The sequence below is a fragment of the Micromonospora sp. NPDC005367 genome (assembly GCF_040606825.1).
In the GTDB taxonomy this organism is placed as follows: Bacteria; Actinomycetota; Actinomycetes; order Mycobacteriales; family Micromonosporaceae; genus Micromonospora.
Genome location: NZ_JBEXFP010000018.1, coordinates 1 through 19,416, shown reverse-complemented (window position 1 = coordinate 19,416; position 19,416 = coordinate 1). Strand labels below are relative to the sequence as shown.

The 19,416-nt window shown below is 69.6% G+C and carries 18 protein-coding genes and 1 pseudogene; 9 read left to right on the top strand and 10 right to left on the bottom strand.

Going from position 1 to position 19,416, the window contains the following annotated elements; translation table 11 throughout:
• Positions 1–40: 40 nt before the first annotated feature.
• The 6 genes from ABZS42_RS15115 to ABZS42_RS15090 form a co-directional block, all read right to left on the bottom strand.
• Positions 41–694, bottom strand: coding sequence for an O-methyltransferase (locus ABZS42_RS15115; protein WP_355145490.1), 654 nt, complete (start codon positions 692–694; stop codon positions 41–43).
• 9 nt (positions 695–703) lie between these two features.
• Complete coding sequence (locus ABZS42_RS15110) at positions 704–1,360, bottom strand: Maf family protein (RefSeq protein WP_355145488.1); 657 nt, start codon at positions 1,358–1,360, stop codon at positions 704–706.
• Between the two features lie 564 nt (positions 1,361–1,924).
• Positions 1,925–3,010 (bottom strand): type VII secretion-associated serine protease mycosin, encoded by a 1,086-nt coding sequence (gene mycP, locus ABZS42_RS15105; RefSeq protein ID WP_355145486.1) that lies wholly within the window; start codon positions 3,008–3,010, stop codon positions 1,925–1,927.
• 101 nt (positions 3,011–3,111) lie between these two features.
• The gene (locus ABZS42_RS15100; RefSeq protein ID WP_355145484.1) at positions 3,112–4,473 is read right to left on the bottom strand and encodes a hypothetical protein; all 1,362 of its coding nucleotides are present in this window, start codon (positions 4,471–4,473) and stop codon (positions 3,112–3,114) included.
• Positions 4,470–4,928, bottom strand: coding sequence for a hypothetical protein (locus tag ABZS42_RS15095; protein ID WP_355145482.1), 459 nt, complete (start codon positions 4,926–4,928; stop codon positions 4,470–4,472). The genes ABZS42_RS15100 and ABZS42_RS15095 overlap by 4 nt, the downstream gene beginning before the upstream one ends.
• Before the next feature lie 146 nt (positions 4,929–5,074).
• On the bottom strand, positions 5,075–5,287 hold the full coding sequence (locus tag ABZS42_RS15090; RefSeq protein WP_355145480.1) for an acyl-CoA carboxylase subunit epsilon: 213 nt from the start codon (positions 5,285–5,287) through the stop codon (positions 5,075–5,077).
• Positions 5,288–5,380: 93 nt separating this feature from the next.
• Between ABZS42_RS15090 and ABZS42_RS15085 the strand changes: the two genes are divergently transcribed.
• Positions 5,381–7,624, top strand: a complete 2,244-nt coding sequence (locus ABZS42_RS15085) for a protein kinase (RefSeq protein WP_355145478.1) — start codon at positions 5,381–5,383, stop codon at positions 7,622–7,624.
• Positions 7,625–7,712: 88 nt separating this feature from the next.
• Entirely contained in the window at positions 7,713–7,955 is a 243-nt protein-coding gene (locus ABZS42_RS15080; RefSeq protein WP_355145476.1) for a hypothetical protein, read from the top strand.
• Between the two features lie 76 nt (positions 7,956–8,031).
• Here ABZS42_RS15080 and ABZS42_RS15075 read toward each other — a convergent pair whose 3' ends face one another.
• Complete coding sequence (locus ABZS42_RS15075) at positions 8,032–8,787, bottom strand: GH25 family lysozyme (RefSeq protein ID WP_355145474.1); 756 nt, start codon at positions 8,785–8,787, stop codon at positions 8,032–8,034.
• A 194-nt stretch (positions 8,788–8,981) separates the two neighbouring features.
• Between ABZS42_RS15075 and ABZS42_RS15070 the strand changes: the two genes are divergently transcribed.
• The 4 genes from ABZS42_RS15070 to ABZS42_RS15055 all read left to right on the top strand — a co-directional run bounded on the left by ABZS42_RS15070 (position 8,982) and on the right by ABZS42_RS15055 (position 12,236).
• Entirely contained in the window at positions 8,982–9,728 is a 747-nt protein-coding gene (locus ABZS42_RS15070; RefSeq protein ID WP_355145472.1) for a M50 family metallopeptidase, read from the top strand.
• An 86-nt stretch (positions 9,729–9,814) separates the two neighbouring features.
• Positions 9,815–10,798: a 2-dehydropantoate 2-reductase N-terminal domain-containing protein gene (locus ABZS42_RS15065; protein WP_355145470.1), complete on the top strand. Its 984-nt coding sequence runs from the start codon at positions 9,815–9,817 to the stop codon at positions 10,796–10,798.
• 63 nt (positions 10,799–10,861) lie between these two features.
• Positions 10,862–11,362 carry a SigE family RNA polymerase sigma factor gene (locus ABZS42_RS15060; protein WP_355145469.1) on the top strand — a complete coding sequence of 167 codons (501 nt, stop codon included), beginning with the start codon at positions 10,862–10,864 and terminating at the stop codon, positions 11,360–11,362.
• Entirely contained in the window at positions 11,355–12,236 is an 882-nt protein-coding gene (locus tag ABZS42_RS15055) for a hypothetical protein (protein ID WP_355145467.1), read from the top strand. The genes ABZS42_RS15060 and ABZS42_RS15055 overlap by 8 nt, the downstream gene beginning before the upstream one ends.
• Before the next feature lie 37 nt (positions 12,237–12,273).
• Here ABZS42_RS15055 and ABZS42_RS15050 read toward each other — a convergent pair whose 3' ends face one another.
• Positions 12,274–13,857 carry an acyl-CoA carboxylase subunit beta gene (locus ABZS42_RS15050; protein WP_355145465.1) on the bottom strand — a complete coding sequence of 528 codons (1,584 nt, stop codon included), beginning with the start codon at positions 13,855–13,857 and terminating at the stop codon, positions 12,274–12,276.
• A gap of 85 nt (positions 13,858–13,942) precedes the next feature.
• On the opposite strand from ABZS42_RS15050, the gene ABZS42_RS15045 reads away from it, so the two are divergent.
• On the top strand, positions 13,943–14,818 hold the full coding sequence (locus tag ABZS42_RS15045; protein WP_355145464.1) for a biotin--[acetyl-CoA-carboxylase] ligase: 876 nt from the start codon (positions 13,943–13,945) through the stop codon (positions 14,816–14,818).
• A gap of 172 nt (positions 14,819–14,990) precedes the next feature.
• Positions 14,991–15,563, top strand: coding sequence for a PH domain-containing protein (locus ABZS42_RS15040; protein ID WP_355145462.1), 573 nt, complete (start codon positions 14,991–14,993; stop codon positions 15,561–15,563).
• Between the two features lie 133 nt (positions 15,564–15,696).
• Here ABZS42_RS15040 and ABZS42_RS15035 read toward each other — a convergent pair whose 3' ends face one another.
• Positions 15,697–16,392, bottom strand: coding sequence for a GtrA family protein (locus tag ABZS42_RS15035; RefSeq protein WP_355145673.1), 696 nt, complete (start codon positions 16,390–16,392; stop codon positions 15,697–15,699).
• Between the two features lie 63 nt (positions 16,393–16,455).
• A pseudogene (locus ABZS42_RS15030) lies at positions 16,456–17,306 on the bottom strand (GtrA family protein).
• 139 nt (positions 17,307–17,445) lie between these two features.
• Here ABZS42_RS15030 and ABZS42_RS15025 point away from each other — a divergent pair.
• Entirely contained in the window at positions 17,446–19,290 is a 1,845-nt protein-coding gene (locus ABZS42_RS15025) for a phosphoenolpyruvate carboxykinase (GTP) (RefSeq protein ID WP_355145460.1), read from the top strand.
• Positions 19,291–19,416 lie beyond the last annotated feature (126 nt).

The following is a 19,416-nucleotide window of genomic DNA, read 5'->3' as shown; positions in this document are numbered from 1 at the left end:
ACCTCGCGGCGGTTTGTTGACCGCACTTTCGCGGGTGCGGTCAGCGCACCCGGGCCAGCGTGAGTCCGTCCGCGATCGGCAGCATCACCGCGTCGACCCGGACGTCGGCGAGCACCTCGTCGTTGAAGGCGGCGATCGCCCGGTCGCCTTCGTCCTGTGGGGCGATCACCCTGCCGCCGCGCAGCACGTTGTCCACGGCGATCACGCCACCGGGGCGCATCCGTGGCACCAGCTCCGCCCAGTAGATCGGGTAACCAGTCTTGTCCGCGTCGATGAACGCGAAGTCGAGATACCGTTTGTGTGGCAGCTCGCGCAGAGTGTCCCCGGCCGGGCCGATACGCAGCTCGATCCGGTCGTCCACCTCGGCCCGCGCCCAGTAGCGGCGGGCGATCCCGGTGTACTCCTCGGAGATGTCGAAGCAGGTGAGTCGCCCGCCGTCGGCCAGCCCGCGGGCGATGGCCAGCGCGGAGAGGCCGGTGAAGGTGCCCACCTCCACCGCCTTCCGCGCACCCATCAGCCGGGTGAGGAAGGTCAGGAACGCCGCCTGTTCCGGCGCGACCTGCATGGTCGCCTGGTCCGGCAGCACGGCGCGGGTCTCCTCGGCGAGGTCACGGATGATCTCGTCAGGCGGCGAGCCGTGCCCGACGAGATACGCGTGCAGCTCGTCCGTCAGCGGGATCGACTTGGTGGTCATGGTGGCACGCTAGCCGAGCGGCTCGACCGATTGGCCGCCCGGCGCAACCTTCGTCCACAAGTCGGTGATCCGCAGGCCGAGGTCGGCGAAAAGCTTGCGGAGCAGGGGCAGCGATAGCCCGATGACCGTGCTCGGGTCACCCTCGATTCGCTGCACGAACGGGCCGCCCAAGCCGTCGATCGTGAAGGCCCCCGCCACGGCCAGCGGCTCACCGGTGGCCACGTACGTGTCGATCTCCTCGTCGCTGATGTCCGCGAAGTGGACCACCGTGGAGGCGACCGCCTCGGCGCGGCGCGCCGCCGTAACGTCGATGAGGCAGTGGCCACTGTGCAGGACGCCACTGCGTCCACGCATCCGGCGCCAGCGCCGCCCGGCGTCGGCAGAATCAGCCGGCTTGCCGAGGACCTCACCATCGAACTCGAGTACCGAGTCGCAGCCGATCACCAGAGTGCGCTGGTCGGTGGCCGGACGCAGCCGGGTGAGCACCGCCTGCGCCTTCAACCGAGCCAACTCCAGGCAGAGCTCGTCGGCCCGGTCCGTAACCACCAGGGATTCGTCGACACCGCTGACCAGCACATCCGGCTCGATGCCGGCGGCTTGCAGGATCTTGCGGCGGGCGGGACTCGCAGAGGCGAGCACGAGGCGGAGCGGCAGCTGATCACGCACCCCGCCGACGTTACCGGCTCAACTTCAACAACGGGCCGTGCGGCACCCGGCACACCCCGCCCGGCGCCCCACTCCTCCCACCTGGTCTGGCGCGGCCCGGCCTGGTTGTGGTGCGGTCCCGCCCGGGTCACGGTGGGGTCCGGGCTGGTGGTGGTGCGGTCCCGGGCTGGTGGTGGTGCGGCGTGGCACGGTGCGCTTCGGCCCCGGCTGGTGGTGGTGCGGTCCCGGGCTGGTGGTGGTGCGGCGTCCGGTGCGCTGCGGGCCCGTCTGGTGTTGTGGACCCTCGCCCGGGTGCCGTGCCTGGTCCGGTCTGGCGCGGCGTCGCCTGGCAAGGCGTTTGCGTTGCGTGGCGCGGCGTCGCTTGGCGTTGCCTGGCGCGGCGCTGCCTGGCGCGGCGCTGCCTGGCATCGTCTGGCGCCGCAGACGCAAGATCAACTCACCTTCCTTGAAGTCGGGGTATCGCCGCGCCTGGGACACCCCGACTTCAAGGAAGGTGAGTTGACCAACGGTCGCCGGGCCCCGCACCGCGGCTGTAATTGCCACAAACCACGCGTAGGGCGCTCGTCAGCGGCTGATCCGCGGCGGCGGGTCATCGCTGCGCCGCCGTCGACGCACGATCACCGCCCACGTCACGCCGACGGCCACGATCACACCGAGCGTGGCCAGCCCGCGGATGGTCGCCGCGTTGCCGCTGCTGAAACTGTCGCCGGGAGGTTCCGCGGCCGCCGTCGTGCTCGGGCCGCCGCCCGCCGGTGCGCTCGGCGTTGACGATTCGAACCCAAGCGGCGGTACGTCAGCAGTCAACGCCGCGACGATATCGATCACGCCGTAGCCGTACTCGTCGTCCCGCCCAGGCGGGCCCTTGTCGATGGCTGTGGCGGTCAGCCGATGCACGACCTCCCGCGCCGGCAGGTACGGGTACTTCGACCGAATCAACGCCACCGCCCCAGCCACGATCGCCGTAGCCCCCGATGTTCCGGTGCCCTTCGAATACTTCCCGTCGTAGCTGGTGCTGTAGATGTCTACTGCGGGCGCGACGAGGTCGATCTCGGGCCCTTTAACGGAGACTTCTGCATAAATGCCGGATCGCGTTACGCCGCCGACGGCTATAACCGCGTCCTCAGACGCGGGATAGGCAACCCTGCTGTCTTCCGGCCTGTTTCCTACCGCTGCGACGATGACAATGTCCGCGGCTATTGCAGTTCGGACAGCTTGTTTTAGGCGTGGGGTGGCGCTGCCTGCACTGGATATGTTGATGACATCTGCGCCTTGCGCTACGGCATATTCAATTCCTTGGGCCAAGGCCGTCGGCTCGCCTCTACCATGCGGGGGTGAGTCGAGGATTGGTAGAATTTTGGCTTGTGGCGCAATTCCGAGCGCTCCTTTGGTGTCGCCTCGACCATGAGCTGCAATTAGTCCCGCCATTGATGTTCCGTGGCTATCCCTATCCTCTCGCCCATCCCCGGTGCCGCCAGGAATAATATCAACTCCTGGCAACAGGTTATTCCGCAAGTCTGGATGTTGGTCTACACCAGTATCGGGTACTGCAACGACGACACCCTCGCCTTGTGACAGCTGATGGGCTTCAGTGGCCTTTAGGTACCTCAAATGCCACTGATCATCCCGAACCAGATCGACGCCTTCCTGCATGGGCTCAGCTCGATAGATGGCTACCGTTGGGCACGCGGGCTCGCATGGTGCCGTACTGAAGGCTGCAAGCAGTGCAACTGTCGAGGCTGTTGCATGAAGGATCACCGCTTGAGACCGATGGCCGGGCCGGGATCAATGGGGCCATCTTCGTCGGGAGGCATCACTACGGGATTGACGCCTCTGTCGACCTCCCATGGATTGGTCGGATCCCACTTCCTTGACTTCTTCCCGTCGGAAGCCCAGGGGGCTTGAGTTCGGGTTGCCTCGCCGCCGCCCGGAATGGCACTCGTTCCCATATTTGGCGCGGCGCCGAATGGCGGCGATCCGAAGCCGCGACCTCTGCCGGGGCGGGAACCCGCTCCACCCGCAGGTGTTGTACCGGCGCCGCCCCCTATTACTCCATTGACAGGATTGGGCCGACCCGCCTGAGAACTGCTCGAGGTCGGATGTCCGGTGGCCGAGCCCGGGGCATTTCCGATTAGCCCGCCGAACGGCATTGCTCGCGGTTGAGGCGATGGGCGCGCAGTTGGCGGAATATTGCGGTCGCTAATACTGAACCTACCCGAAGCATTCGAGGCTAGGCCACGGGCGTCACGAACGGTGGGTAGGGCAGGTGTTCCTGAAGGCGGGTTAGGCGTTGAACTGGGGATCATCGATGGTGGTGCTGTTGGCGTTTCCATCTTGGGCGGAGAAATCGTCGGTCCATTGGCGGCACCCAACACTGGCCCGATTGATGACGACGCGGCTGCGGCGGGCAGAATTGTTCCTCTGCCGAGGGTCACTGACTCTGTCCGTGCGGGCGGTAGTGCGGGCATCGGGACGACGGGCGGAACTGCTGGTGTAGGGCCTGGCCCGTAGACATCGGGGTTGTCCGACTGGCTTGGCGGCCTCATCGGCGATGGAGGTTGGCGTAGTGCCACTTGGGCTTGTTGGAGTTCGGTGCTGAGGCCGTACATGATGCCGCGCGCTCGTACGTTCAGTTGCTCCAGGTCGGCGTCGGTGACTGGCCGGTCAGGTAAGCGGCTGCCCATGACCGCCTTCGGGTCGGCGGTTATCGCTTCGTACGCCTGCTTCTGCTGGAGTTTGGCCGCGTACTCCTCGTGGATCTTCTGAAGGCTGGCGCGGGTGCCGCTGATGGCCTGGGTGGCGGCGGCGAGCGTGGTGTAGTTGGTGGCGGCGGCGTCGTGGGTGCGGCGCACCTTGTCGATCAGCTCGTCGAGTCGGGCGAGGTACGCGTGGGCGGCCGTGTTGGTGGCCGGAGGCCACACCTCGGCGAGTCCTCGCCGGTATTCCTGGAGCCGGCTGAGGTGGGTTTGCGCCAGGTCGCAGATCTTGCGCCAGCCGGCGACCTGCTTCCAGTGGTTGGTGGTGTCGTGGTCCTGCAGGCAGGCCCACATGCTGTTCACGTCCATTCGGTGCCAGTCGGTGAGGCCGGACGTACGGCCGCCGCCCCGCTCGATCATGCGCGCACCACCGGGTCGGTTTCGGGGCCGGTCGGGTCGCTGAGCAGCACGGACGGCGGACCGGCGGGCAGGACCGCGCGCGGGTCGGTGAGCGCGTTCTCGACGTCGGCCACCCGGGCTGCGGAGAAGGCGTCGGCCCCTGCGTACCGGTCGGCGACGGTGCCCGCGGCTGCGGCGAGGTGGCCGGTGGCCCCGCACACGCCCCAGACCATGTCGACGCTGGCCTGCTGCGTCTCGTGATGGGCCTGCAGGAAGTGCACCAGCTCGATGAACGCGTCGCAGGGGTTGGGCAGCGGTGCCGTCACGTCCTGGGCGATGTAGGACAGGTGCGGCGCGTAGTTGCGTTCGACCTCGGCCGCGAGCCGGTCGGCGAACTCTCTCAGCTGGTGGATGTCGGCGTCGATGGCCCCGTAGCCCCTCAGCCAGGCCGCGGGGCGCTCCTCCTCAGGGATCATCGACCCTCCCATGCCGTGACGGCTCCGTTTCCCTGAGTGAGGTTAACGGGTGGAGGCGACCCTGGCAGCCCCACGATTGCGACCGGGCCGGATGCGGGGCGACGGAACGAACGCGGTGCAGGAACAGTGGCGCGGAGCGGGCCGGTTCAGCGGGGCAGGCTGTAGGCGCGCCAGGCGCCGGGGCCGGCGGTCGCTCCCCGGCCGACCGGCCGGCCGCTGCGTGCCCAGGCGGACGCTGCGATCGGAGCGGCGACGGCCGCCGGCCGTGACCGGGCGACGACCGCGCCGACCAGCGCGGCCAGTTCCTCGGCGGTCGGTACCCCGCGGACGACCTGGAACAGCGGCTCTTCGGCAGACATGGCAGCCAGGGTACGCGCCGGGGAACTCGAGCTTCACCGCGCTGTGGCGTGCCGCCGGTGTGGCTGTCAGCATGGCCGGGTACCGTCTCTGCGATGTCGAACGCGCTTCCCCGACTCGTCGCTGACCGATACCGGCTGATTTCGCCGCTCGGTCAGGGCGGCATGGGTCGGGTGTGGAAGGCGCGCGACGAGGTACTGCACCGCGACGTGGCCATCAAGGAACTGGTCCCGCCGCCCAGCCTCACCGACGACGAGCGCCGTGAGATGCGGGAACGTTCGCTGCGGGAGGCGCGAGCCATCGCCCGGCTCAACCACATCAACGTCGTCCGCATCTTCGACGTGCTGCGCACCGACGGCGATCCGTGGATCGTCATGGAGTACGTCGCGTCGAAGTCGTTGCAGGACACCCTCGCCGGGTCCGGCCCGGTGCCGTCGGCTCGCGCGATCGAGATCGGTCTCGGTGTGCTCGGCGCGTTGAAGGCCGCCCACAAGGCCGGAGTGATGCACCGTGACGTCAAGCCGGGCAACGTGCTCCTCGGCAACGACGGACGGGTGGTGCTGACCGACTTCGGCCTCGCCACCATCCCGGGTGACCCGAACGTCACCCGCACCGGGATGGTGCTCGGTTCGCCTGCGTACATCGCGCCGGAGCGGGCGCACGACGGCACCGCCGGGCCGGAGGCCGACCTCTGGTCGCTGGGTGCCACTCTCTACGCCGCGGTCGAGGGCAAGTCTCCGTACGCGCGGCCGTCGGCGATCGGCACCCTCGCGGCGCTGGCCACCGAGCCGCTGCCGCCACCGAAGAACGCCGGCCCGCTCAAGCCGGTGCTGCAGGGGCTGCTGCGCAAGGACCCGAGAGAGCGGATCACCGCCGAGACGGCGGAACGCATGCTGCAGCGGGCCAACGGCCGGCGTGCGCGCGGGATCTCACTGCTCGATGGCGTACGCAGGCCGGGGCCGAACGGTCCACGGCTGCCGCGACCGACCGTGGTGGCGGCCCCCCGTCCCGCCGAACCCGCGGCGCCGCCCGTCGCCCCGCCGGCGCCGCGTACGCCGTCGGCCTCCGCCATGGCGGGACCCGCGGCCGGCGCCGCAGCGAAGGTGTCGGCCGGTGCCGACGCCGCGCCCACCGCGAAGGTGGACCGTTCGAGCGTGGACGCGGACCCGACGGCGAAGGTGGACCGCTCGGCCGCGGACGCCGAGCCGACGACGAAGGTCGACCGGTCGGCGTCCACCGCCAGCGCGGGCACGACCGCGAAGATGGACCTTCCGGCCGTGGACGCGGAGCCGACGACGAAGGTCGACGGGTCGAGCGCCGATGCCGAGCCGACGACCAAGGTCGACCGGTCGGGCGCCGACGGGCCGACGACGAAGGTCGACCTGCCGGCCCAGGATGCCGACCTCACCGCCAAGGTGGACCGTCCGGCGGCCGCGGCCGGCAGCGAGCGCACCGAGAGCGCTGGTGCGTCCGGAAACGCCGCCGACCGGACTGCGGCGAAGCGATCCGGCGGTCGGCGAGACGAACGGCCCGCCCCCGCACCGCGCCGGTCGGTCACTCCGACGTCGGTGCTGCCGGTGAGCCCATCGGCCGCCCCGACCGGGCGGGCGTCGATCCCGGTGGCCGACGGCACCACGTCCGACCGCAAGCGGCGCAACCTGCTCGTCGGCGTGCTGGTGGCCGTGCTCCTGGTCGGCCTCGCGGTGGTCGTGCCGCTGCTGACCAGTGGTGACGACCCCGAGGGCGGTGACACTCCGACGGCCGGATCGAGCGTCGGTTCGGCGTCGGCCTCCGCGCCGGCGGCGTCCTCGCCCGCGTCGGCGCCGCCGACCAGTGCCGCGCCGAGTGTGACGCCGAGCGCGAGTCTCTCCCCGAGTGTCTCTCCGAGCAGCGGCCTCCCGGCCGGGTGGTCGTTGCGCAAGGATCCGGTCGGCTTTTCACTGCCGATCCCGAAGGGATGGACGCGCAGCGCCGGCGGAACCTGGGTACGGTACTCGGACCCGAACGGCGTCGGGGAGTTGACGATCGACCGGACCAGCACTCCGGGATCGGACGCGGCGAAGGCGTGGCGGGACATCGAGCCGGCTCGGCATCGGCTGGTCGACAACTACGAGAACCTCGGCATCCGGACCATCGACTGCCGGTGGCGGACCTGCGCGGACTGGGACTGGCTGGAGACCCGCGACGGCACCCGGATCCACGTCCGGAACCGGGGTTTCGTGACCGCCCACAACCGGGGGTTCGCCCTCCGCTGGGAGGTCGCGCAGAAGGACTGGAACGGCAGCCTGCCCGACTTCGAGATGATTTTCCGCGAGTTCGTGCCGGATCGGCGGGACTGACCGCGGTACCCGCGCCTATGCGAGTCGTCCTCGCATGACCTCCCGCCGTCCGGGGTAACTGGACCTTGACGACGGAAGGAGGTACGACATGGGCTACCGACGGAGGGACTTTCGGTCCCGCGTGGCACTGTGGATGCTCGTCGCGTTCGGTGACGCCGTTCTGTTCCTGGCCGGCCTCGGAATCCCGGCGCTCGTCGCGCTCTTCAGCGTCGTGGCCGTCACCGTCGCCGGGGTGGGCGCCTGGCTGGTGGTCCGGCGCGGGGCCCAGGTCCACGAGGATGCGCTGCCCGCCCGGGTGGCGGCGCCCGTCCGCTACCGGCGACGGGCCTGATCACGCAGGTGCGTGGCGGCAGCCGGACCGGTTGTCGACCGTACGGTGACAGCCGGTCCCGCTGCCGCCACCTGGTTCACGGGGTGTTGTTCGCCAGCGCGATCAGTCGCGAGCGGTCACCGTTCCAGTAGTTGCGGTCGACGTTGCCGCTGATGCCGGCGACGCTGCCCGTGCTGGTGTACTGCCAGAAGCTCCAAACCGGGGCGCCGGCCGGCAGGGTGCCGGGCGCGCTGGCCCAGCGGGCGATCCAGAGCGGGTGGTTGCCCCACGGCCCGCTCCAGCTGCCGGTGCACTGGTTCCACCAGCTGGTGGTGGTGTAGATGACGGCGTAGCGGCCGGTGCGCGAGCGGTAGGTGTTCAGGAAGTCCTGTACCCAGTTCCGCATCCCGGTCGTGCTGAGGCCGTAGCAGTAGCCGCCGCTGTACGGGTTGGCCTCCAGGTCCAGCGCCGCGGGGAGCGTGCGGCTGTCGGCGGACCAGGCGCCTCCGTTCGAGGCCAGGTAGTTCGCCTGGACCGCGCCGGAGGAGATGTTGGGCCGGGCGAAGTGGTACGCCCCGCGGATGACGCCCGCGTTGTAGGCGGCCACGTAGTTGGTGTTGAAGCGTGGGTCCTTGTAGCTCGTGCCCTCGGTGGCCTTGATGAAGGCGAACTGGATGCCCGCGTTGCGGACGCTGGTCCAGTTGATGGCGCCCTGGTAGTGCGAGACGTCGATGCCGGGAACGGTGGCGGCCGCGGCCGGCCCGGCGGTGGCGACGAGCACTGTGGCTGCGGTGGCGACGACGGTGAGGCCGGTCGCGAGGAGACGCCGCAGCGATGATCTGGTACGGGACACGGATACCTCCAGGGGGATGAGGATGAATCCATTGATGGAAATCATTGGAGGTAAGCAACCAAGATCGCAAGGGGGGCAAAAGAAACTTTCATCCGGTGGCATGACGGCGTTAGATCTGGACGTGACGTGCGCGACGAGTCACCCTGGGTAACACAGGTGATCGTCGGCGGGTCGAACCGGTAGGCTCGCGCCCCATGTTGTCGTTCGACGGGCTGACCGACCTGTGGGACCGGCTGCTCGGCGCGCAGCCCGACCCGCCGCCGCTGCTGGTCGTGCTGACCGGGCTCGCCGCGCTGCTGGTGGTCTCCACCCGCCTGCCGTGGCGGGTCGCGCGCAACGCGATCACCATCGCCCACGAGGGTGGCCACGCGCTGGTCGCCCTGCTCACCGGCCGAAAGCTGCGCGGCATCCGGCTGCACTCGGACACCTCGGGACTGACCCTCTCCGCCGGCCGTCCCTCCGGGCCGGGCATGATCCTCACGCTGCTCGCCGGGTACGTCGCCCCACCGCTGGTCGGACTGGCCGGCGCCTGGCTGCTCGGCGGAAACCGGATCACGCTGCTGCTGTGGGTGGCCGTCGTGCTGCTGCTCGCGATGCTCGTGATGATCCGCAACGCCTTCGGCGTGGTGTCGCTGCTCGTCACCGGCGGTGTGGTGCTCGCCGTCTCCTGGTACACCTCGCCGCAGGTGCAGGCCGCGTTCGCGTACACCGGGGTGTGGTTCCTGCTGCTCGGCGGGGTACGGCCGGTGGTCGAGCTGCAACGGCTGCGGTCCCGGGGGCGTATGCCCGCCTCCGACGCCGACCAGCTCGCCGGACTCACCCCGTTCCCGGCGTTCTTCTGGGTCACCGTCTTCGCCCTGGTCAACCTGGTCGTGCTGGTTGTCGGCGCCACCCTCCTGGCCGATCCCCTTCTGGACGGCAACCTCCTGCCCACCCGCTGACCGCACCCGGTTCGGCGGTCCCGGCGGCCGGGCGGGCGCCGCGCCACACGAGGTCGCAGAGAGCGGGACGGGGCAGAATGGGCCGCATGCGGTACGTGATCATTGGGGCCGGCGCCGTCGGCGGGACCATCGGCGGGCGGCTCGCGGCGGCCGGTCACGACGTCACACTTGTGGCGCGGGGAGCGCACCTGGCCGCGCTCCGGGAACGCGGCCTGACCCTTCGCCAGCCGGAGCAGGAACGCACCGTACGGCTGCCGGCGGTCGACGACCCGGACGGGCGTCCCCTGCCACCCGACACCGTGCTCGTGCTCACCGTCAAGTCGCAGGACACCGCCGCGGCCCTGGCCGCCTGGGTCGACGCCCCGGTGGACGGCGGCGGAACCGCGGGCGAGCGGCTACCCCTGTTCACCGCGCAGAACGGCGTGGTCAACGAGCCCGCCGCACTGCGGCTCTTCGCCCGGGTGCACGGCGTCTGCGTCTGGCTCCCCGCCACCCACCTCGAACCCGGCGTCGTCGTGGCCAACGGGCATCCGCATCCGGGGGTGCTGCACGTCGGTCGCTATCCGTCCGGTTCGGACGACACCGATCGCGCGGTCGCCGCCGACCTGACCGCCGCCGGTTTCGTCGCGCCGGTGCGGCCGGACGTGATGCGCTGGAAGTACGGCAAGCTCCTCGGGAACCTCGGCAACGGGCTCCAGGCGCTCTTCGGCCGGGACATCCCCACGGAGCTGACCGGCCGGGTCCGGGCCGAGGGCGAGGCGGCACTGGCCGCAGCCGGCATCGCGTACACCAGCCAGACGGACGAGGCGGCCGAACGCGGCGACCTCGTGCAGCACCGGCCGGTCGGCGGCGAGCAACGCTCCGGCGGATCCACCTGGCAGAGCCTGGCCCGGGGCGCCGGCTCGGTCGAGACCGACCACCTCAACGGCGAGGTCGTGCTGCTGGGCAGGCTGCACGGAGTACCGACGCCGGTCAACGCCGCGATACAGCAGGCGGTCCGCCGGGCCGTGCGGGAGCGGATCCCGGCCGGTGAGTTCCCGCTGGCCGAACTGGAGAAAATGCTCGACTGAGCGGGCAACCACGCACACCGTCCGGCGCGTGTCCCCTGCGACCGCCACGGGGGAGGTAGCCAGGTGCCGGACGTCGAAGAGTTCGACGAGTTCTACCGAGGCAGCCGGCAACGGCTGCTCGGCTTCGTGTACGTGCTCACCGGCAACCTCGCCGAGGCGCAGGACGCGGTGCAGGAGGCGTACATCCGGACCTGGCAGCGCTGGTCGACGGTGAGCGGCTACGACGACCCGGAGGCGTGGACCCGGGTCGTCGCCTCCCGGATCGCGGTGAGCCGGTGGCGCAGCCTGCGCAGCCGGGCCCGGGCATACCTGCGGCACGGTGCCGTCGAAACGACCCCTGCCCCTGGCACCGACACCGTGGACGTGGTGGCCGCGCTGCGCCGGCTCCCCGAGGAGCAGCGCACCGCGATCGCGCTCTACTACCTGCTCGGCATGCCGGTGGCGGAGGTTGCCCGGCAGACCGACGCCCCGGTGGGCACCGTCAAGGCCCGGCTCTCCCGCGGGCGCACCGCGCTCGCCGGGCTGCTTGCCGTCTCGGACCTGGAGGAGGCCGCCGATGCGTGACGAGGACCCGTCGTTCGTTGAGATCATGCACCGCGATCTGCGGAGCGTGCGCTGGGCCGAGTCGAGCGAACTGCGCGCCCGTGCACGCCGACGCAGCCGGCGGAGGGCTCTGACCGCGGCGGTAGCCGTACTGGTGTTCTCAGGTGCCACCGTTACGTGGGTCAACCGCCCCGGGCAGGCGGGCACGGTCGTCGCGAGCGGGGACGGAGCCGGTGCGACCAGTGCCGGGGTACCCGCCGAAGCCCTATTGTCGAAGTCCGATCTGCCGGTGCCGACAGATAGCGAGGTCGGAGAATCCGGTGCCCGGGAGACGGTGCGGGTCGACCCGTTGCTCGACGAGTGCGCGAGGGAGCACGGATTGTCCGTGACTCCGGTGGTGTCCCGCTACTCGCGGTCCCGTAGCCAAATGCGGTTTCCGGGGAGCGCCGGTCGCCTGACCGTGGAGTCGGTGCTCACACAGGACGTCTACCGGGTGAACGCCGACGAGGCCGACCGAATCCTCGCCGATCTCGAACGTTCCGTGTCGAGTTGCTCCTGGTGGCGGCCGCCGATTCAGCCTGACGAGCAGTCCGGAGCAACCGCGATCGAGTACGGCTGGCAGGTCGTGGCGCGCGACTTCGCCGGCGACCGAGCGCTCCTGCTGCGCCGAGTCACGTCCTCGAACAGCTCGCCCATGCAGCTCACCCGACGAGAATCGCCGGCGGCGGTGCTGTTCGTGGTGCAGGTAGGCGACCTGGTCGCAGTGGGCGGAACACCCTACGCCGGGGTTGTTCGCCCGATCATCGACCAGCCGCATCTCACCGACGACCAGCTACGCGAGCTGGCGAGGACGGTGGCCCGGCGCATGTGCGCCGACGCCGACCGGCGCTGCTGACGCTGCCGGGGCACCCGCGGGCGCCCCGGCAGCTGGACTACAGCGGAATATTGCCGTGCTTCTTCGGCGGCAGGGTCTCGCGCTTCGTGCGCAGCACGCGCAGCGCGCGGACGATCTGGCTGCGCGTCTCGTGCGGCGGGATGACCGAGTCGACGTACCCGCGCTCGGCCGCGACGTACGGGTTGGCGAGCGTGTCCTCGTACTCGGCGATCTTCTCGGCCCGCACCGCGGCCGGGTCCTCGGCGCCCGCCAGCTCGGAGCGGTAGAGGATGTTCACCGCACCCTGGGCGCCCATCACCGCGATCTGCGCGGTCGGCCAGGCGAAGTTCAGGTCCGCGCCGAGGTGCTTCGAGCCCATCACGTCGTACGCGCCGCCGTACGCCTTCCGTGTGATCACGGTGACCTTCGGCACGGTGGCCTCGGCGTACGCGTAGATCAGCTTCGCCCCCCGGCGGATGATGCCGTCCCACTCCTGCCCGGTGCCGGGCAGGAAGCCGGGAACGTCCACGAAGGTCAACACCGGGATGTTGAACGCGTCGCAGGTGCGTACGAAGCGGGCGGCCTTCTCCGACGCGGCGATGTCCAATGTGCCGGCGAAGTGCATCGGCTGGTTCGCGACGACGCCGACCGGCCGACCCTCGACCCGGCCGTAGCCGACGACGATGTTCTGCGCGTAGAGCGGCTGGACCTCCAGGAACTCCCCGTCGTCCAGCACGTGCTCGATCACCCGGTGCATGTCGTACGGCTGGTTGGCCGAGTCGGGGATCAACGTGTCCAGTTCCCGGTCGGCGCCGGTGACCTCGAGCTCGGCGGGAGCGTCGTAGGTGACCGGCTCGTCCAGGTTGTTCGACGGCAGGTACGACAGCAGCGCCTTGACGTACTCGATCGCGTCCTCCTCGTCGGTGGCGAGGTAGTGCGCGTTGCCGCTGCGGGTGTTGTGGGTGAGCGCCCCACCCAGCTCCTCCATGCCCACGTCCTCGCCGGTGACCGTCTTGATGACGTCGGGGCCGGTGATGAACATGTGCGAGGTCTGGTCGACCATGACGGTGAAGTCGGTGACGGCGGGGGAGTAGACGGCGCCGCCCGCGCACGGCCCCATCACCAGGGAGATCTGCGGGATGACACCGGAGGCGCGTACGTTGCGGAAGAAGATCTCCCCGTAGAGGCCGAGACTGGCCACGCCCTCCTGGATGCGGGCGCCGCCGGAGTCGTTGATGCCGATCACCGGGCAGCCGATCTTCATGGCCAGGTCCATCACCTTGACGATCTTCTGGCCGAAGACCTCGCCGAGCGACCCGCCGAAGACGGTGAAGTCCTGGGCGAAGACGCACACCTGCCGGCCGTCCACCGTGCCGTAGCCGGTCACGACACCGTCGCCGTACGGGCGGGTCTTCTCCAGGCCGAAGTTGGTGGAACGGTGCCGGGCCAGTTCGTCGAGCTCGACGAACGAGCCCTCGTCGAGCAGCAGTTCGATCCGTTCCCGAGCCGTCTTCTTGCCCCGGGTGTGCTGCTTCTCGACCGCCCGCGCCGACCCGGCGTGCACCGCCTCGTCGACCCGGCGCTCCAGGTCAGCCAACCTGCCCGCGGTGGTGTGGGTGTTCATCCCGGTGTCGGTAGTCACCCACGGAATATAACGATGGTTCAGGGCCGAGCCGCTGTGCAGTACACCTCAGTACGCTTGCTCACCCCCGCCGTAGGCTGGCGGAATGCCGGGCTCTCCGTACACCGATCTGGACCGACCGCCGCTGTCGGCGGCCCGGCTGCGCCGGGCGCTGGTCGCCCCGCACGGGCCGTGGACCCGGCTGGAGCTGCGAGCCGAGACCGGCTCCACCAACGCCGACGCGGCCGAGGCGGCGCGGGCGGGTGAACCCGAGGGGCTGGTGGTGGTCGCCGAGCGGCAGAACGCCGGGCGTGGCCGGCGGGGTCGGACGTGGCAGTCGCCGCCGCGCGCGGGCATCGCGACCAGTGTGCTGCTCCGGCCCGGGGAGGCGGTCGCGGAGCGCGGCTGGCCGGCGGCACCGAACACCGGGTACGGCTGGCTGCCGTTGCTGGCCGGTGTCGCGCTCGTGGAGGCGGTGGTTCGCCTGGCCGAGTTGGACGCCACGCTGAAGTGGCCGAACGACCTGCTGATCGGCGACGCGAAGTGCGCCGGAGTGCTCGCCGAGGCCGTGCCGGGCACGTCGTCGGCCCAGCCGCCGGCCGTCGTCATCGGTATCGGGCTGAACGTGACGCTCCGCGCCGACGAGCTGCCCGAGAATCCCACCGGGCTGCCGGCCACCTCGCTGCAACTGGCCGGTGCCGCGGCGACCGACCGTGACCCGCTGCTGCGGTCGCTGCTGCGCTCGCTGGCCGACTGGTACGACCGCTGGCGTACCGCCGGTGGGGATGCGATCGCCAGTGGTCTCCGGGATGCGTACGTGGCCGCCTGCTCGACGATCGACCGGCCGGTACGGGTGCTGCTCCCAGACGGCGGTGAGCTGACCGGCACCGCGACGGGAGTCGACCCGGACGGCCAACTCGTGGTCGAGACGTCGGAGGGCCCGCGCCATCTGGCCGCCGGTGACGTCCTGCACCTGCGCTGACCGCGTTCGTGTGGCCGGCGGGCGTCCGCCGTGGGGTCGGGACGTTCGTGCGGCGCGCCGGGTGCCGATCGGCAGGATCATGGGGGGCCAGTCACGGCCGACCGGGCGGGTGATGGTCGGATGTGCGGTGGCCGGTTACGGTCACCGCGTCCGTTTCTGCGAGGAGGTTCGTGTGGCGTTCCCTGAAGACGTGCTCACCGAGGACGAGCATGTCGTGTTGCACCTGCACCCGCACTGGAAGGCCCTGATCGGGCCGGTGGTCGCGCTGGTGCTGGCCGTCGCCGCGGTGGTGGCCGGCATGGTCCTGCTTCCTGACGGTACCGGCGGGTCGATCGGGCTCGCCGTGATCGGTGTGCTCGCCCTGGTGGCGGTGCTCTGGTTCGCGCTCTGGCCGTTCCTGGTGTGGCGCACCACCCACTACCTCTTCACCAACGAGCGGGTGCTGCTCCAGCACGGCGTCTTCTCCCGCGATCGGCGGGACATCCCGCTCACCCGGGTCAACGACCACTCGATGAGCCAGAAGTTCATCGAGCGGCTGCTCGGCGCGGGCACGCTCACCATCGAGTCGGCTGGTGAGCGCGGTCAGTCTGTCCTCGCCGACGTGCCGCGGGTGGGGCAGGTGCAGACGAAGCTCTACGAGTTGGTCGAGGAGCAGCACGACAAGCACTCGCTTGGCGACGGCGAGATGCGTGAGATCCTCGCCGACATGCGCGAGGGCAAGCCCCTGCGCGACCCCTCCGCCTGACCCGGCATCGTCTCCACCCGGCTCACCCCCCGAGCCGTCGATCATGAAGTTGTTGTCGCGACACGCCGACTGTGGCGGCAACAACTTCATGATCCCCCGCTGGGGCCGGCCTGGGCCGGGTGGGTGTTTGGGGTCAGCGGCGGGGGCGGGGGCGGGTGATCGGCTCGAACTCTGCGGCTAACGCGGCGTCCAGGTCCGTGTCGGCCAGCCGCGGCAGCCGCTTCTGGGTCGGCGGAGTGTTGCCGTTGGGCGACGTGGGTCGGTCGCCGGCCGCCGGAGGCTGGGCCTCCTCGAGCTCGGAGACGGACTCGGCCAACTCGGCGACGGGGTCCATCTCGGCCATCGTGTCCCACTCGTCCCGCGGAACACCGTGCCAGGTCGTCTCGTCCCGAGCAGGTGCCGGCTGGAAGACGAACGTCCGGTAGGACCAGAATCGGAACATCGTGGCCAGCAGCACGCCACCGGTCTTCGCGAAGTTCAACGCCAGCAGGCTGGTAACACCGAGGCCGTACTTGGCTGCGGCCAGGACACCGAGCTCAATGATCAAGCCGGTCGCGTTGAAGAGGAAGAATAGGACATACTCACGCCGAAGCGCTGACTTCGGGCGATCCCGGTATGTCCAGTGGCGATTCATCAGATACGACGTGATCGTCGCCACCACTGTGGCGATCACGGTCGCCTTCAGCTGACCGTCCGCGAAAACGGTCAGTGCCAGTGCATTGAACACTGCGTAATTGATGACGGTGTTGATGCCACCGACGATGCCGAATTTGAGCGCCTCGTGGACGAACTTCTGCCAGCGCTCGGGCAGCAGACGGACAAGACGCATGCGGAACACCTTAAGACAGTGGTTTGGGCCGGCAGTCTCCGGCCGGACTGGCTGGGCGGCAGGTCACGCCCTGTGGTCTCGGTCGTACGTCACTTCCGGAACGGCTGGGGTTCCCGCTTCCGGGAAGACGAACCGTCGGTAGGACCAGAATCGGAAGAGCGTCCCGAGCCCGGTGCCGACGATGAAGCTCGCGATGTTGTCGGCCAGCGGGGTGCGGAACACCTCCGGCCAGACGTTGCCCAGCCCGTACCGGCTGATGGCGAGACATGCGACAGCGATGCCCAGGCCAACCCCGTTGAAGAAGAAGAAGAGCGCGTACTCGCGCGCCGGGTTGTTGCGCTGGCGGTGCCGCCACGTCCAGAACCGGTTACCCATGAAGGCGACGGTCGCGGCGATCACGGTGGAGATGGTCTTCGCGGTGACCTGCTCCAGACCCTGCGCGACGGTCAGGTAATTGAAGAGCGCGAAGTCGAGCAGGAAGGCGATCCCGCCCACCGTGGCGAACTTGCTCAGCTCGTGGACGAGGTGACCGAACCGGTCGAAGAGCGCTCGGCGTAGGCCCCTGCGTGTCGGTGGAGAGCCCTGTTGCTCTCCCGTCATCGTCGCGGCCACGCGCTGAGCCTACCGGCTGAGGGCATGCGGCACCGGTAGCAACGACGAGTGGGGACGACCGGCATCGGCGGCACCCGCGGCGACCGCAGTCGACATGAACAGAGTGTAATCGTCCGAACCCTCGCACGGGGCGGATCGGCGGAAGCGTACGACCTGACGCATCGACGCCCGGAGGGCCGGGCCAGGCTCCTTCGGATACCGCACCGGCAGAGGTTCTCTGCAGGATTTGCGTGAAACTGCGCGTAAAAACGGGTATCAGATCGCGATGCCGCAGCGTGGCCGTACCTTGTGCAGTTCTTCACAACCAGTCCCACTGACTGGGGAGGCTGCCCGGTTTACGCTGAGCCAAATCCCAGGTTTCCACGAAGGCGAAGCGGTTCCCGCCCGCCGACACTCGTGCATCCCACAGATCGGTCAGCGTCGACCACAAGGAGATGTGTCATGGTTGCTCCGGCTGTTGTTCGGGGTATTGATCAGGCCCCGACGTCCCATCCCAAACTTCTCGCCTGGGTCCGTGAGGTCGCGGAACTGACCACCCCGGACAGGGTCGTCTGGGTGGACGGGTCCGACGAGGAGTGGCGTCGCCTCACCGATGAGCTGGTGGAGGCGGGCACGCTGATCCGGCTGAACCCGGAGAAGAAGCCGAACTCCTTCTACGCCCGCACCGATCCCTCGGATGTGGCCCGGGTCGAGGAACGGACCTTCATCTGCTCCGTCGACGAGGCGGACGCCGGCCCCACCAACAACTGGATGGCGCCGGCCGAGATGAAGCGCACCATGACCGACCTCTACCGCGGTTCCATGCGCGGCCGGACGATGTACGTCATTCCGTTCTGCATGGGACCGGTCGAGGCGAAGAACCCGATGTTCGGTGTGGAGATCACGGACAGCCCGTACGTGGTCGCCTCGATGCGCATCATGACCCGGATGGGTAGGAAGGTCCTCGACGCCATGGGCGACAGCGCGGACTTCGTGCACGCGCTGCACTCGATCGGTGCGCCGCTCGAACCCGGTCAGCAGGACGTGGCCTGGCCCTGCAACGAGACGAAGTACATCTCGCACTTCCCGGAGACCCGGGAGATCTGGTCGTACGGATCCGGCTACGGCGGGAACTCGCTGCTCGGCAAGAAGTGCTACTCGCTGCGCATCGCCAGCGTCATGGGCCGGGACGAGGGCTGGCTCGCCGAGCACATGCTGATCCTGAAGATCACCTCGCCGGAGGGGCGGGTCTACCACATCGCGGGCGCCTTCCCGTCGGCCTGCGGCAAGACGAACCTGGCCATGTTGGAGCCGACGATCCCCGGCTGGAAGGTCGAGACGATCGGTGACGACATCGCCTGGATGCGGTTCGGCCCGGACGGCCGCCTCTACGCCGTCAACCCGGAGTACGGCCTGTTCGGTGTCGCGCCCGGCACCGACTGGAAGACCAACGCCAACGCGATGCGCACGCTCGACCGGGGCAACTCCATCTTCACCAACGTGGCCCTGACCGACGACGGGGACATCTGGTGGGAGGGGATGGGCGAACCGCCCGCGCACCTGATCGACTGGAAGGGCAACGACTGGACGCCGGAGAGCGACAGCCTCTCCTCGCACGCGAACAGCCGGTTCTGCACCCCGATCACGCAGTGCCCGATCCTCGCCGAGGACTACTACGACCCGAACGGCGTACCGATCGACGCGATCCTGTTCGGTGGTCGCCGCCGGGACACGGTCCCGCTGGTGACCGAGGCCCGCGACTGGGTGCACGGCGTCTACCTGGGCTCGACGCTCTCCTCGGAGACCACCGCCGCCGCGTCCGGCGCGGTCGGTGTGGTGCGGCGTGACCCGATGGCGATGCTGCCGTTCATCGGGTACCACGGCGGCGACTACTTCCGGCACTGGATCGAGATGGGCAAGGGCGTCGACGGCGACGAGTCCAAGCTGCCGCGGATCTACTACGTCAACTGGTTCCGCAAGGACCCGGACGGCAACTTCCTGTGGCCCGGGTTCGGCGAGAACTCCCGGGTTCTCAAGTGGGTCGTCGAGCGGATCGAGGGACGCGCCGAGGCGGTGGAGACGCCGATCGGCATGGTGCCCGCGCAGGACGCGTTGGACGTCGATGGCCTGGACATGACGCCCGAGGACGTCCGGATCGCGCTCAAGGTCGACCCGGAGGAATGGCGTCAGGAACTGCCGCTCGTCACCGAGTGGTTCGAGAAGTTCGGCGACAAGCTGCCCGGTGTCCTCTGGGCCGAGCTGGACGCGCTGCGTGCCCGGCTCGACGCGGAGCAGCCGCAGCACTAATTAGGTGCGCCCGAGGTACGGGATTCATCGCCCGCCGAGTCGCGCGGCGCCTGGGACGCCCGGTTGCAGGCGCTGCTGGTGGACGCGCTGCTGCGGGGCGACTCGCCGGACGTACTGGCCAGTCGC

What these genes read in the sequence shown, in the direction of transcription:
- ABZS42_RS15115 (WP_355145490.1), bottom strand. Translation starts at nt 694, where the DNA reads ATGACCACCAAGTCGATCCCGCTGACGGACGAGCTGCACGCGTATCTC.
- mycP (WP_355145486.1), bottom strand. Translation starts at nt 3,010, where the DNA reads ATGCAGGAAGGCGTCGATCTGGTTCGGGATGATCAGTGGCATTTGAGG.
- ABZS42_RS15100 (WP_355145484.1), bottom strand. Translation starts at nt 4,473, where the DNA reads ATGATCGAGCGGGGCGGCGGCCGTACGTCCGGCCTCACCGACTGGCAC.
- ABZS42_RS15095 (WP_355145482.1), bottom strand. Translation starts at nt 4,928, where the DNA reads ATGATCCCTGAGGAGGAGCGCCCCGCGGCCTGGCTGAGGGGCTACGGG.
- ABZS42_RS15090 (WP_355145480.1), bottom strand. Translation starts at nt 5,287, where the DNA reads ATGTCTGCCGAAGAGCCGCTGTTCCAGGTCGTCCGCGGGGTACCGACC.
- ABZS42_RS15085 (WP_355145478.1), top strand. Translation starts at nt 5,381, where the DNA reads ATGTCGAACGCGCTTCCCCGACTCGTCGCTGACCGATACCGGCTGATT.
- ABZS42_RS15080 (WP_355145476.1), top strand. Translation starts at nt 7,713, where the DNA reads ATGGGCTACCGACGGAGGGACTTTCGGTCCCGCGTGGCACTGTGGATG.
- ABZS42_RS15070 (WP_355145472.1), top strand. Translation starts at nt 8,982, where the DNA reads ATGTTGTCGTTCGACGGGCTGACCGACCTGTGGGACCGGCTGCTCGGC.
- ABZS42_RS15065 (WP_355145470.1), top strand. Translation starts at nt 9,815, where the DNA reads ATGCGGTACGTGATCATTGGGGCCGGCGCCGTCGGCGGGACCATCGGC.
- ABZS42_RS15055 (WP_355145467.1), top strand. Translation starts at nt 11,355, where the DNA reads ATGCGTGACGAGGACCCGTCGTTCGTTGAGATCATGCACCGCGATCTG.
- ABZS42_RS15045 (WP_355145464.1), top strand. Translation starts at nt 13,943, where the DNA reads ATGCCGGGCTCTCCGTACACCGATCTGGACCGACCGCCGCTGTCGGCG.
- ABZS42_RS15035 (WP_355145673.1), bottom strand. Translation starts at nt 16,392, where the DNA reads ATGCGTCTTGTCCGTCTGCTGCCCGAGCGCTGGCAGAAGTTCGTCCAC.
- ABZS42_RS15025 (WP_355145460.1), top strand. Translation starts at nt 17,446, where the DNA reads ATGGTTGCTCCGGCTGTTGTTCGGGGTATTGATCAGGCCCCGACGTCC.